At 69.6% G+C, this 13026-nt stretch carries 14 protein-coding genes; 8 read left to right on the top strand and 6 right to left on the bottom strand.

Translation table 11 applies throughout. The annotated features are described in order from the left end of the window. Window positions 1-26 precede the first annotated feature (26 nt). Window positions 27-1220, bottom strand: coding sequence for a M20 aminoacylase family protein (locus ACODT0_RS40180; RefSeq protein ID WP_489043857.1), 1194 nt, complete (start codon window positions 1218-1220; stop codon window positions 27-29). Between the two features lie 98 nt (window positions 1221-1318). On the opposite strand from ACODT0_RS40180, the gene ACODT0_RS40175 reads away from it, so the two are divergent. From ACODT0_RS40175 to ACODT0_RS40165, 3 genes are all read left to right on the top strand, one after another. Next, entirely contained in the window at window positions 1319-1810 is a 492-nt protein-coding gene (locus tag ACODT0_RS40175) for an Lrp/AsnC family transcriptional regulator (RefSeq protein WP_057591089.1), read from the top strand. Window positions 1811-1914: 104 nt separating this feature from the next. Beyond that, the gene (locus ACODT0_RS40170) at window positions 1915-2787 is read left to right on the top strand and encodes an alpha/beta hydrolase (protein ID WP_489043855.1); all 873 of its coding nucleotides are present in this window, start codon (window positions 1915-1917) and stop codon (window positions 2785-2787) included. A 139-nt stretch (window positions 2788-2926) separates the two neighbouring features. Further along, window positions 2927-3955, top strand: a complete 1029-nt coding sequence (locus ACODT0_RS40165) for an aldo/keto reductase (RefSeq protein ID WP_057596714.1) — start codon at window positions 2927-2929, stop codon at window positions 3953-3955. A gap of 6 nt (window positions 3956-3961) precedes the next feature. On the opposite strand, the gene ACODT0_RS40160 is transcribed toward ACODT0_RS40165, so the two are convergent. Continuing rightward, the gene (locus tag ACODT0_RS40160; protein ID WP_057596715.1) at window positions 3962-4861 is read right to left on the bottom strand and encodes a LysR substrate-binding domain-containing protein; all 900 of its coding nucleotides are present in this window, start codon (window positions 4859-4861) and stop codon (window positions 3962-3964) included. 206 nt (window positions 4862-5067) lie between these two features. Here ACODT0_RS40160 and ACODT0_RS40155 point away from each other — a divergent pair, with 206 nt between their 5' ends. Genes ACODT0_RS40155 through ACODT0_RS40135 form a run of 5 tightly spaced genes read left to right on the top strand, consistent with a single transcriptional unit; the run spans window position 5068 to window position 10758 of the window. Continuing rightward, window positions 5068-6231, top strand: a complete 1164-nt coding sequence (locus tag ACODT0_RS40155) for a branched-chain amino acid ABC transporter substrate-binding protein (RefSeq protein ID WP_261205946.1) — start codon at window positions 5068-5070, stop codon at window positions 6229-6231. Between the two features lie 10 nt (window positions 6232-6241). Beyond that, window positions 6242-7141, top strand: a complete 900-nt coding sequence (locus tag ACODT0_RS40150; protein ID WP_489043854.1) for a delta(1)-pyrroline-2-carboxylate reductase family protein — start codon at window positions 6242-6244, stop codon at window positions 7139-7141. A 28-nt stretch (window positions 7142-7169) separates the two neighbouring features. Beyond that, window positions 7170-8342 (top strand): NAD(P)/FAD-dependent oxidoreductase, encoded by a 1173-nt coding sequence (locus ACODT0_RS40145; RefSeq protein WP_489043853.1) that lies wholly within the window; start codon window positions 7170-7172, stop codon window positions 8340-8342. A gap of 46 nt (window positions 8343-8388) precedes the next feature. Then, a complete protein-coding gene (locus ACODT0_RS40140) occupies window positions 8389-9414 on the top strand; it encodes a class I fructose-bisphosphate aldolase (protein ID WP_489043852.1) in 1026 nt (341 codons plus the stop codon). A 48-nt stretch (window positions 9415-9462) separates the two neighbouring features. Next, on the top strand, window positions 9463-10758 hold the full coding sequence (locus ACODT0_RS40135; RefSeq protein WP_296740043.1) for an acetyl-CoA hydrolase/transferase family protein: 1296 nt from the start codon (window positions 9463-9465) through the stop codon (window positions 10756-10758). Here the strand turns inward: ACODT0_RS40135 and ACODT0_RS40130 are convergent. The 4 genes from ACODT0_RS40130 to ACODT0_RS40115 form a co-directional block, all read right to left on the bottom strand. Next, entirely contained in the window at window positions 10755-11003 is a 249-nt protein-coding gene (locus ACODT0_RS40130; RefSeq protein WP_296740045.1) for a hypothetical protein, read from the bottom strand. The two genes, ACODT0_RS40135 and ACODT0_RS40130, sit on opposite strands and share 4 nt — an antisense overlap. Window positions 11004-11010: 7 nt before the next feature. Continuing rightward, entirely contained in the window at window positions 11011-11712 is a 702-nt protein-coding gene (msrA, locus tag ACODT0_RS40125) for a peptide-methionine (S)-S-oxide reductase MsrA (protein WP_489043851.1), read from the bottom strand. Window positions 11713-11817: 105 nt separating this feature from the next. Continuing rightward, complete coding sequence (locus ACODT0_RS40120; protein WP_489043850.1) at window positions 11818-12054, bottom strand: pentapeptide MXKDX repeat protein; 237 nt, start codon at window positions 12052-12054, stop codon at window positions 11818-11820. 105 nt (window positions 12055-12159) lie between these two features. Next, window positions 12160-12951: a molybdopterin-dependent oxidoreductase gene (locus ACODT0_RS40115; RefSeq protein WP_489043849.1), complete on the bottom strand. Its 792-nt coding sequence runs from the start codon at window positions 12949-12951 to the stop codon at window positions 12160-12162. Window positions 12952-13026 lie beyond the last annotated feature (75 nt).

Below are 13026 nucleotides of genomic sequence, written 5' to 3'. Positions count from 1 at the left end.
CGATCTTTCGAAGGAAGGGAGAGGGGTCAGCGCGGCAGCCGCATGCGCACCAGCTCGGCGAAGTAGCGCGCGCCGATCTCGAGCACCTCGTCGTTGAAGTCGTAGCCCGCGTTGTGCAGCGGCGTGCCGCCGGGCTGCCCGTCGACGCCGTTGCCGAGGAACACGAAGGCGCCGGGCACCACGCGCAGGAAGGCGCCGAAGTCCTCCGAGGCCATCATCGGTACGGTGTTCGCGTCCACGCGAGCGGCGCCGAGCACCGCGGTCGCGGCGGCCACGGCGTGCGGAACGCATTCGGGCCAGTTCACCGTGGGCTCGAACTCGTGCGTGTACGAGAACGCGCACTCGGCGCCGTGCAGCCGGCAGATGCCTTCGCTGATCTCGCGCATGCGCCGCTCCAGCGTGGCCTGCACGGCGGGGTCGTAGCTGCGGGTATCGCCCTTGATGACCACGTTGGAGGGAATCGCGTTGCGGATGCCGTCGGTGATGAACTCGGTGCACGACACCACGGCCTGCGCGCCCGGGTCGAGGCTGCGCGAGACGATGGTCTGCAGCGCGAGCACGATCTCGGCGCCGATCACGATCGGGTCGATGCCCATGTGCGGCCGCGCCGCATGGGTGCCGCGGCCGCGCACGTGGATCGTGAAGTTGTCTTCGCTGGCCATGATGCCGCCCGCGCAGGTGGCGATGGTGCCGGCCGCGAGGCCCGGCATGTTGTGCAGGCCGTAGATCTCGTCGACCGGGAAGCGCTCGAACAGGCCGTCGGCCATCATCGCCTTGGCGCCGCGGCCATGCTCCTCGGCGGGCTGGAAGACGAAGCGCACGGTGCCGTCGAAGTCACGGCGCTCGCGCAGCAGCCGCGCCGCGCCGAGCACGATCGACATGTGGCCGTCGTGGCCGCAGGCGTGCATCTTGCCCGGCGTGGCCGAGGCATGGGTACGGCCCGGCGCCGACTCGGCGATGTCGAGCGCATCCATCTCGGCGCGGATGCCGATCGTGCCGCGGCCTTCGCCCACGCGCAGGTTCGCCACCAGCCCGGTGCCGCCGATGCCCTCGTGCACCTCGAGGCCCAGCGCGCGCAGCGTGCGCGCGACGAAGGCCGAGGTGCGGTGCTCGGCGAAGCCGGTCTCGGGAATGGTGTGGAGGTAGCGGCGCCAGCCCGCGAGCTCGGTATCGAGCGGCGCGTCGGTGGTCGGATCGGGGGCGGGGAGGGCGGAGGTCATGGGCAACAATGCTATGCCGCCGACCCCTGAATCCGCGCGCATTGAAGGGGGCGGCGACGCAATTCCATTCCACCCGCCGCGCCCCGTCGACCACGCCCATGCCCACGCCCCTCGATGCCTACGACCTCAAGCTGCTGGCACTGGTGCAGCAGGACGCGCGCCTGCCGCAGGGCGAGCTGGGCCGGCAGGTGCACCTGTCGGCCGCGGCGGTCAACCGGCGCCTGAAGCGCATGGCCGACGAGGGCGTGATCGAGCGCCATGCGGCGATCGTCAATCCCGATGCGGTGGGCTGCGAGCTCACCGTGATCGTCGAGGTCGAGGTGGAGAGCGAGCGCGCCGATCTGCTCGATGCGATGAAGCGCGGCTTCCAGGCCTGCCCGCAGGTGCAGCAGTGCTACTACGTGGCGGGCGAATGCGACTTCGTGCTGATCTTCGCGGTGCGCGGCATGGCCGAGTACACGCGGCTCACGCGCGAACTGTTCTTCGAGAACAGCAACGTGAAACGCTTCAAGACGCTGGTGGCCATGAGCCGGGTGAAGGTGGGGCTGACGGTGCCGGTGGACGAGGCCTCGCAGGGCACCGGCGCATGAGCCCGCGCCGGAGTCGGTCCGACCGGTGCGGTTGACGCTGGCCGATCCCGGGCGCAGCATCCCGCCTGGCACGACGTGTGCCGGGGAAGAAGAAGAGGAACCGCATGAGACAAGAAGGATGGTGCCGCGCGCTCGCGGCCGTGGGCGCTTGCGCGCTCGTCGTGACGATGGCGGCGTGCGGAGGAGGCGGGGGTGGCGGTGGTGGCGGCGGGCTCCCGCTGCTGCCCTCGAGCCCGGCGCCGGAGCCACCCGCCTCGCCGCCGCCGGCGGCCACCGGCCGTGTGGTCAGCGAGACGGTCAACGCGAAGAAGTACGGCGCGGAATATCGCATCGAGGTCTTTCTTCCGGCCGCCTACGACGCGGGCACCGAATCGTTGCCCACCATCTATGCGCTCGACGGCGACGCCACCAACGGCCTGCCCGAGACACGCTTCACGAACCTGAAGAACGTGCTGCTCAAGCGCGGCACCAAGGCCATCCTGGTCGGCATCGGCGGCACCGCGCGGCGCCAGCAGGACTACAACTTCCCGGGCGCCGACGGCTACCACGCATTCCTCGCAACGGAGCTGGTTCCCTACCTCGAGTCGAAGTACCGCATGGATCCGAAGCGCCGCATGCTCACGGGCCTGTCGACCAGCGGCAACCTCGCCGCGACTGCGTTGTTCCTCGAGGCGCCGAACGCGCTGGTGTTCTCGTACTTCCTGTCCTTCGAGGCCGCCTTCTGGCAGCAGAAGGACCTCAACTTCGAACTCGAGCAGAAGATGTTCACCGCGCTGGCCGGCAGGTCGCTGCCGGTGACGATGGTGCTGGCGCGCTGCGAGAGCGGCTGCAACGGGCCGGGCGTGAGGGAGATGTACGACCGGCTCGCGGGCCGCAACTACAAGGACTTCAAGCTGATCTCGACGCTGTTCGACGCGACCCATGTCGGCACGGACGTGCTGGCCTTCGATGACGCGATGGCGAAGCTGCTGCCCTAGGCGGCTGCGCTCCGTGCGCCATGCACGGATTCCAAAGCCCGACTGCCGGCGGGGTTCTGCGCCCTCGGCCAACAATGGCGCCGATCCGCGGGCCAGTCGGCCCGCACCACCATGGCCCGCGGGCCGAAGGAGCAGCATCTTGGAATACCGTCATCTGGGCCGATCGGGCCTCAAGGTCCCCGTCCTGAGCTTCGGCACCGGCACCTTCGGGGGCAAGGGCGAATTCTTCCAGGCCTGGGGCAGCACCGACGTGGCCGAGGCCCGCAAGCTGATCGACATCTGCCTCGACGCGGGGGTCAACATGTTCGACAGCGCCGACATCTACTCGGGCGGCGCGGCCGAGTCGGTGCTCGGCGAGGCGATCAAGGGCCGGCCGCGCGACAAGCTGCTGATCTCGACCAAGGCCACCTTCCGCAGCGGCGAGGGCGCCAACGAGGTCGGCTCCTCGCGCTACCACCTGGTCGCCGCGGTCGACGCGGCCCTGAAGCGCCTGGGCACCGACTACATCGACCTGTTCCAGCTGCACGGCTTCGATGCCGCCACGCCGGTGGAGGAAACGCTCTCGACGCTCGACGACCTGGTGCGCGCCGGCAAGCTGCGCTACGTGGGCGCTTCCAACTTCTCGGGCTGGCACCTGATGAAGTCGCTGGGCGTGGCCGAGCGCTACGGCTATCCGCGCTACGTGGCGCACCAGGCCTACTACTCGCTGGTGGGCCGCGACTACGAATGGGAGCTGATGCCGCTGGCGCAGGACCAGGGCGTGGGCGCGGTGGTGTGGAGCCCGCTGGGCTGGGGCCGGCTCACCGGCAAGATCCGCCGCGGCCAGCCGCTGCCGGCCAACAGTCGCCTGCACGTGACGGCCGACATGGGCCCGCCGGTGCCCGACGAGCTGCTCTACCGCGTCGTCGATGCGCTCGAGAAGATCGCCGGCGAGACCGGCAAGACGGTGCCGCAGGTGGCGCTGAACTGGCTGCTGCAGCGCCCGACGGTGTCGAGCGTGGTGATCGGCGCGCGCGACGAGCAGCAGCTGCGCCAGAACCTCGGCGCGGTGGGCTGGAACCTCACGAAGGAGCAGGTGGCGGAGCTCGACGCGGCGAGCACGACGACGCTGGCCTATCCGTACTGGCACCAGCGCGGCTTCGCGGAGCGCAACCCGGCGCCGGTCTGATCGGGCTCAGCCCTTCTCGGGCGTCAGGCTCAGCACCCAGCGCTTGAAATGCTCGAGAGCCCCCGAGGCCGGCCGGCCCTCGGGATAGGCGAAGTAGTAGCCCTGGCTCACGTCGAGGCTGCGGTCGATCGGGATCACGAGCTCGCCGGTGCGCAGCTCGTGCTGGATCAAGAGGCGCGGCGCCAGGCCCACGCCCATGCCGGCCGCGGTGGCGGCCGTCACCATGGTGAAGAGCTCGTAGCGCGGCCCGCGCGAGGCATGCACCGTGTAGTCCCAGCCCTGCTGCGCATACCAGTCGCGCCAGGCATGGGCGCGCGTGCTCAGGTGCACGTGGCGGCAGCGCGCGAACGCGGCCTCGTCCCAGGGGCCGTTGGCATCGCGGAAGGCCGGGCTGCACACCGGCACCATCTCGCCCTCGGAGAAGATGCGCCCGCCGCGCGTGTCGGGCCAGAACTGGTCGCCGAAATAGATCGCGGCGTCGTAGGCGTTCTCCTGGAACGAGAAGGGCTGCGAGCGCGCCGACAGGTTGACCGTGATGTTGGGATGCAGCCGGCTGAAATCGGGCAGGCGCGGAATCAGCCACTGGGTCGCGAAGGTGGGCACCACCGCCACCTCGAGCACGAAGCCCATGTCGTGGCCGGCGGCGATCTCCAGCGTGTCGCGCCGGATCTGGTCGAGGTGGCGGCGGATGCGCGCCGCGTACTCGCGGCCCACGTCGGTCAGCGTGAGCCGGCGCCGCACGCGCGAGAACAGCGCCACGCCGAGCCGTTGCTCGAGCATCGCCACCTGGCGGCCGACCGCGCTCTGCGTGAGCGCCAGTTCGCTCGCGGCGCGCGTGAAGCTGCCCAGCCGCGCCGAGGCCTCGAAGGCCTGCAGCGCGCCGAGGTTGGGTATGTCTTTTCTCATCTCGCCTGCTTGTCCTGGTGGGCCGATTCTGGCGCGGCCCGCTTTCCGTCAACCAAAGCATTCATCGCGTCGCCGATCCGGCGGTCTTCCTTCCGGGATCGCACAACGTCGTGCGCATTGAGCGTTTGTTGCGCCCGCCAGCGCGACTCTATTCTGCGTTCGGGCCTCCAGCGCGGCCCGCACGCACAAACACAAGGAGACTTTCGATGACCGCTTCGCGCGTATCGCCACGGCGCCATGCAGCCGCCTCGGCCTGCCTGCTGACCGGCGTCCTGGCCGGCGCCCTGGCGCTGCCGGCCTGGGCCCAGTCCGAGCAGACGGTGCTGATCGGCCATGCCGGCCCGCTCACGGGCGGCGCCGCCCACTGGGGCAAGGACAACGACAACGGCGCGCGGCTCGCGGTGGAAGACCTCAACAGGCAGAACCTGCTGATCGGCGGCAGGAAGATCAAGTTCGTGCTGCAGTCGGAGGACGACCAGGCCGACCCCAAGCAGGCGATGGTGGTCGCCAACAAGCTCGCCGACATGGGCGTGAAGGGCATCCTCGGTCACTTCAATTCGGGCGCCGCCATTCCCGCCTCGGCCGTCTACAGCCGCGCCGGCCTGCCCGACGTGTCGACCGCCACCAACCCGAGCTTCACGAAGCAGGGCTACGACAACGTGTTCCGCATCCTCGCGAGCGACGACGACGTGGGCATGGCGATCGCGAACTACACGGTGAAGGAGCTCAAGGCCACGAAGATCGCCGTGATCGACGACCGCACCGCCTACGGGCAGGGCGCGGCCGAGGTGTTCGCGCGCGGCGTCAAGGCGCTGGGCGGCACCATCGTCGCGCAGGAGTACGGCAGCGACAAGGCGACCGACTTCATGGCGATCCTCACCAGCATCAAGGCGAAGCAGCCCGAGGTCGTGTTCTACGGCGGCATGGACGCGCAAGGCGGGCTGATCGCGCGCCAGATGAAGCAGCTCGGCATCACGGCCAAGCTGCTGGGCACCGACGGGCTGTGCACCAACGAGGTCGCCAGGATCAGCGGCGGCGCGGTCGACGGGCTGCTCTACTGCACGCGCGGCGGCAAGGAGGTCGAGAAGACCACCAGGGGCGCCGAGTTCGAGCAGCGCTACAAGGCGCGCTTCGGCGTCGACGTGCTGACCTACGCGCCCTATCTCTACGACGCGATGATGGCGCTGGCCGCCGGCATGCGCGAGGCCAACTCGGTCGAGCCCGCGGCCTACCTGCCGGCGATGCGCAAGGTGAAGTTCGACGGCGTGACCGGCGCCATCGCCTTCGATGCCAAGGGCAACCTGCAGAAGCCCGACTTCACCGTCTTCACCTACAAGGACGGCAAGCGCGTGCGCGTCGCCGGTTCCTGAGGCGGCCCCGGTGCGCACGCTCGATGCGGCCGAGACGGCCGCGGCCTTGCCCTGGGGACCGCTGGTCGAGGCCATGCTGCGGATGTTCGAGCGCGAACGCCGCGGTGAGGCACGGGCCGCGCCGCGCACCGCGGTGCCGCTTGCGGCCGGCGGCACGATGCTGCTGATGCTCGCGGCCGACGCCGAGTTCGCCGCGCTCAAGACCGTGACCGTGCATGCGGGCAATGCGGCGCACGGCCTGCCGGTGGTGCAGGGCGAGGTGGTGCTGCTCGATGCGGCCACCGGCACGCGGCTGCTCGCGCTCGACGGCAATGTGCTGACCGCGCGGCGCACGGCGGCCCTGTCGCTGGCCGGCGCGATGCGCGCGGGGCGCACGGGGGCGGAACACGTGCTGTTGATCGGCGCGGGCGTGCAGGCGCGCGCGCATGCCGAGGCGCTGGCCGAACTGTGGGGTGTGCGCCGGCTCGCGATCCATGCGCGCACCGCGGCCCATGCCGAGGACCTCGCGCGGCACATGCGTTCGCTGGGCGTCGAGGCGCAGGCGATCGCCGATCCGGACGCCGTCGCGCGCGAGGCCGACCTCGTCGTCGCCGCGACCAATGCGCTCGACCCCGTGGTGCCGCCGGACCTGCGCCCCGATGCCTGCGTGATCGCGATCGGCGCCTACCGCGCCGACATGGCCGAGGTGCCCACCGCGCTGGTGCGCCGCGGCAGCGTGTTTGTGGATACGCTGGAGGGCGCGCGCCGCGAGGCCGGCGACCTGATCCGCGCCGACGTCGATTGGCGCGCCGTGCAGGACTTCGCGCATGCGGTGCCCGCGGCGGCCCGTGCGCCGGTGCTGGTCAAGACCGTGGGCCATGCGCTGTGGGATCTGGCGGCGGCGCGGCTGGCGCATGACGAAGGAAGGTGACGATGACGAGCGGAGCGAAAGGCATTGCATGCGGCGTGTGGTGATCATCGGCGGCGGGGCCATCGGCTCGGCCATCGCCTATTTCCTGAGTCGCGATCCAGCGCAGGAGCCCTTCGAGGTCACGGTGGTCGAGCGCGACTTCTCGTACAGCCAGGCTTCGTCGGCGCTGTCGGCCAGCTCGATCCGCCAGCAGTTCTCGACCGCCATCAACATCGAGATGTCGCGCTACGGCATCGACTTCTTCCGCGGCCTGGGCCAGACGCTGCGCGTGGGCGACGACGAACCCGACATCGGCCTGGTCGAGCCCGGCTACCTCTACCTGGCCTCGGCGGCGGGCGAGGGCGTGCTGCGCGAGAACCATGCGTTGCAGAAGGCGCATGCGGTCGACGTGGCGCTGCTCGCGCCCGAGGAACTGAAAGCGCGCTTTCCGTGGCTCGGCGTGGAAGGTGTCGCGCTGGGATCGCTGGGCCTGTCGGGCGAGGGCTGGTACGACGGCTACAGCCTGCTGCAGGCCTTCCGCAGGAAGGCCGTGTCGCAGGGCGTGCGCTACGTGCAGGCGCAGGCCACCGGGCTGCAATGCGAAGGGCGCCTCGTGCGTGGCGTCGTGCTCGCCGACGGCCAGGCTCTGCCGGCCGACGTGGTCGTGAATGCCGCGGGCGCCTGGGCCGCGACGGTGGCGCGCTGGGCCGGCATCGAGCTGCCGGTGCGCGGCCGCCGGCGCAGCGTGTTCAGCTTCTCGTGCCCCGAGGCCTTGCCCGGCTGCCCGCTGCTGATCGACACCTCGGGCATCTGGCTGCGCCCCGAAGGCCGCCAGTTCATCTGCGGCTTCGCGCCGCCCGAAGACCAGGACCCCGACGACGCACCGCTCGAGGTCGAGTACGAGGCCTTCGACAGCTTCATCTGGCCCGCGCTGGCCGAACGCGTGCCGGCCTTCGAGGCCATCCGCATGACCGGCGCCTGGGCCGGCTACTACGAGATGAACCTGTTCGACCACAACGCCATCCTCGGCCTGCACCCGGACTGCGACAACCTCTACTTCGCCAACGGCTTCTCGGGCCATGGCCTGCAGCAGTGCCCGGCGGCGGGGCGCGGCGTGGCCGAGCTGATCCGCTTCGGCGGCTACCGCAGCCTCGACCTGTCGGCCGTGGGCTTCGAGCGCATCCTGCGCAACATGCCGCTCTTGGAGCGCAACGTCATCTAGGGGCGAACCTCGCGGGCGTAGGATGGCCCCCGAAAGGTGTCCCGACATGACCGCCAAGACATTGACCGACACGGCCGCCGCGCTGCTGGCCGCCGACAAGGGCCTGCTCGCGATGGACGAGAGCAACGCCACCTGCAACAAGCGCTTCGCCGCGCTCGGTATCCCGCAGACCGAGGCGGCGCGGCGCGACTGGCGCGAGCTGATCGTCACGGCGCCGGGGCTGTCCGACAGCATCGGCGGCGCGATCCTGTTCGACGAGACGCTGCGCCAGACCACCCATGCCGGCGTGCCCTTCGCGCAGGCCCTGGCCGCCGCGGGCATCGTGCCGGGCATCAAGGTCGACACCGGCGCCAAGCCGCTCGCGGGCCATCCGGGCGAGACCGTGACCGAGGGCCTCGACGGCCTGCGCGAACGGCTGGCCGAGTACGCGGGCCTGGGCGCGCGCTTCGCCAAGTGGCGCGGCGTGATCGCGATCGGCGCGGGCCTGCCCAGTAGCGCCTGCATCCGCGTCAATGCCCATGCGCTCGCGCGCTATGCGGCGCTGTGCCAGGAAGCCGGGCTGGTACCCATCGTCGAGCCCGAGGTGCTGATGGACGGCGACCATTCGCTCGCGCGCTGCGCCGAGGTCACGGAAGAAGTGCTGCACCGCACCTTCGCCGAGCTGCGCGCGCAGGGCGTGCTGCTCGAGGGCATGCTGCTCAAGCCGAACATGGTGCTGCCGGCGCAGAACGCGGCCGCGCAGGACGACGTGGCCGCGGTGGCCGATGCCACGGTGCATTGCCTGCTGCGCAGCGTGCCCGCGGCGGTGCCGGGCGTGGCCTTCCTCTCGGGCGGGCAGTCGGCGCAGCTCGCCTCGGCGCGGCTCAATGCGATGAATGCCCGCTTCGGCGCGCGGCTGCCGTGGGCGCTGAGCTTCTCGTTCTCGCGCGCGGTGCAGCAGCCCGCGCTCGAGCTCTGGAAGGGCGACCCGGCCCGCGTGTCCGAGGCGCAGAAGGCCTTGGTGTTCCGCGCGCGCTGCAACCGGGCCGCGCGGCGCGGCACCTACGATGCGCGCAACGACGCGCCGCTGTAGGCCGACCCCTCATTTCCCATCCCTTCAGAAAAAGAGACGAGACGCTTCATGGACTTCCAGGACCAGTACCGCCGCAAGCGCGCCAGCGCCGCCGATGCCGTGCGCCAGGTGCGCAACGGCGACATGATCATCGTGCCCACCGGCGTGGGCGAGCCGCCCGCGCTGCTCGAGGCACTGTCCGAGCAGCGGCGCGATTTCCGCGACGTCAAGGTCGCGCAGATCCTCGCGATGCGCAAGTACGCCTACATCGATCCCGAGACGGTGGCGCATGTGCGCCACGTCGCGCTGTTCTTCGGCGGTGCCACGCGCGCGGGCGGGCAGGAGGGCTGGATCGATTTCCTGCCCAACTACTTCTCGGAGATCCCGGCGCAGATCGAGCGCGGCCAGATTCCGGCCGACGTGGTCTTCAGCATGGCCTCGCCGATGGACGCGCACGGCTACTTCGCGCTGAGCCTGGGGGCGGACTACACGATGGCCGCCGTGGCCAAGGCGCGCGCGGTGGTGCTCGAGGTCAACCCGAACGTGCCCTTCGCGCATGGCGCCTGCCATGTGCACGTGTCGCAGGTGGCGGCGCTGGTCGAGAGCGAGGCGCCGGTGCTCGAGGTGGGCCTGCCCAAGATCGGTCCGGTGCAGCAGGCCATCGGCAAGTACGTGGCCGAGCGCATCGACGACGGCTCGACCTTGCAGATCGGCTATGGCGGCATTCCCGACGCGGTGGTGATGCAGCTCACGGCCAAGCGCGACCTCGGCATCCACACCGAGATGATCGGCGACGGCATCCTCACGCTGGTGGAGAGCGGCGCCGTGACCAACCGGCGCAAGAACCACCTGCCCGGCAAGTCGATCGCGACCTTCGCGCTCGGTTCGAGCAAGCTCTACCGCTTCATGGACCGCAACCCGGCGCTCGAGATGCATCCGGTGAACTTCACCAACGACCCGGCGCTCGCGGGCCTCAACGACAACCTGGTCGCGATCAACGCCACCATGCAGATCGACCTGCTGGGCCAGTGCGGCTCCGAGAGCCTGGGCCATGCGCCGTACTCGGGCACGGGCGGGCAGTCGGACTTCGTGCGCGCGGCCAACCGTTCGCGCGGCGGCAAGGCCTTCATCGTGCTGCCCTCGACCGCCAAGGGCGACACCATCTCGCGCATCGTGCCTTCGCTGTCGCCCGGCACGCACGTGAGCACGAGCAAGAACGACATCGACTACGTGGTGACCGAGCACGGCGTGGCGCAACTGCGCGGCAAGTCGGCCAGGCAGCGCGCGCGCGAGCTGATCGCGATCGCGCATCCGGCGTTTCGGGCGGAGCTGGAGGAGCAGGCGCAGCGGCTGAGGCTGCTCTAGGAGCGTTCGGCGCTGGCGCGCTTGCGACGCCAGTACTCGAACAGCCGATGGCCGAGCCACCCGCCCGCAAGTACGCAGGCCGCATGCACCGCGAGCGCGATGACGAAGGCCTGCGAGAGGTCGCTTTCGCTCTGGGCGCGGTTCATCTCGTACCAGTGCCCGACCGCGCGCAGCGCTTCGTTGGCGGCCACGCCGAGCAGCAGGGCGCCGGCGAGGATGAAGGCGATGCGAAGCAGCACGCTCACGAGCGAGTCAACCGCCCTTCGCGGCGCTCACCAGCGCGGGCGCCGAGCGGTAGCTCTCGGGAAAGAGCTTCTTCAGGTCGTCGATCTTGGGCCAGTCGTTAACGACGATGTAGCCGTGGTCCGGGTGCTTCGTGAGGAAGTCCTGGTGGTAGTCCTCGGCGGCGTAGAAGGGCTTGCCCGTTTCGATGGTGGTGGCGAGCGGCTTGCCGAAGGTCTTGGCCTGGTTCAACTGGGCGATGTAGGCCTTCGCGATGCGCGCCTGCTCGGCGTTCTCGGCGAAGACGGTGGAGCGGTACTGGGTGCCGGTGTCGGGGCCCTGGCGGTTGAGTTCGGTCGGGTCGTGCGCGACCGAGAAATAGATCTGCAGCAGCTTGCCGTAGCTGACCTGCTTGGGGTCGTAGGTGATGCGCACCGATTCGGCATGGCCGGTACGGCCCGAGCCGACCTCGTCGTACCTGGCGGTCTTCGCATCGCCACCCGCATAGCCCGAGACGGCGTTGCTCACGCCCTGCACGCGCTGGAACACGCCCTGCACGCCCCAGAAGCAGCCGCCCGCGAAGACGGCGGTTTCGGTCTTGGCGGCGGGCGGCGCCACGAGATCGGCGGTGGGGCCGGGCACGCGGCGCGCGGGCTCGGCCGACGAGGGCACGGCGTGCCAGACCAGGGCCGCGGCGGCGAGGGTGGCGGCGGTGAATGCGAGGGATTTCATGGGTTGTCCTTGAGAGGAGGTTGCCGCGCGGGAGCGGCCGCCGAAGGCGACATTGCCGCCGATTCCGGCGGCCGTCAATGCCGCGTCGGAGTTCGGGCGCCTTTCTTACTTCTTCATCGCGTCCTTGCCCATGGCGTCCTTCTTCATGCCGTCCTTGGACATGGAGTCCTTCTTCATGCCGTCTTTCGACATGGAGTCCTTCGCCATCGAATCCTTCTTCATCGCATCCTTGGACATGGCGTCCTTGGCCATGCCATCCTTGGCCATCTCGTCGGCGGCAAAGGCGGAGGCGCCGGCAAAGGCCAGGCAGGTGGCGAGCAGGGTTGCGCTGAGCTTGTTCATTTGGAAGTCTTTCGGGTTGAGGTTTCACTTTTCAAGAGAGGCGCGGTTCGTCGAGGAACACGGCCTCGCGCTTTCATCGGCAGTCGAATCGTCGCGGGCGACGACTCAGCTCCCTCCGAACCAGTTGTAGCCCTGGTCTTCCCAGTAGCCACCTGAATAGGTATTGCTGACGAACATCGCCTGGATGTGCTTGGGGTTCTTGTAGCCAAGCTTGGTCGGCATCCGCAGCTTCATCGGAAAGCCATACTTCGGCGGCAGCACCTCGCCGTCGTAGGTCAGCGCCAGCAGGGTCTGCGGATGCAGCGCGGTCGCCATGTCGATGCTGGTGTAGTAGTCGTCGGCGCACTTGAAGCCGACATAGCGCGCGGTGGTGTCGGCACCGACGTGGCGCAGAAAATCCGCGAAGCGCACGCCGCCCCAGCGACCGATGGCGCTCCAGCCTTCCACGCAGATGTGGCGCGTGATCTGCTCGTGCTGCGGCATGGCGCGCAGCTCGGGCAGGGTCCAGCGGCGCTTGTCGGCGACCAGGCCGGTCACCTCGAGCCGGTAGCTTTCCCCGTCGACCTCGCGGACCTCGTCCTCGCCGTAGTAGGCATTGAACGGAAACGGTCGCGTGATCATCGAGGCGGGATAGGTCTCGGCGAGTTGCGTGGGGCTGAAGATCAGGCCCTGCACCTTGTCGTTGATGCGCGAGATCTTCGAGAGCGCGGCTTCGACGTGGGTGTCGTCGCTGATGCTGCAGCCTGTGAGCAGCGACAGGCCACCCAGGGTCAGCGAGCGTTGCAGGAAGGCACGGCGTTCTGGGCGGTCGATCTTCTTCGCGATCAGTTGGCGGGCTTCTTTCACCACTGCCTCGCTGTCGACGGCGGTCATCCTTGGGGCTTTGAAGATTCTCATGTCTGGCTTGGGTTGTTTGAGGTCGGGGCGCGTGCACAGGACAGCGGGTACTTCCCTCCGCGAATGTCCCCCGCC

The sequence above is a fragment of the Variovorax sp. FG153 genome (assembly GCF_057809595.1).
The sequence above is the reverse complement of the archived record's forward strand: the minus strand, read 5'-3'. Positions and strand labels throughout refer to the sequence as shown.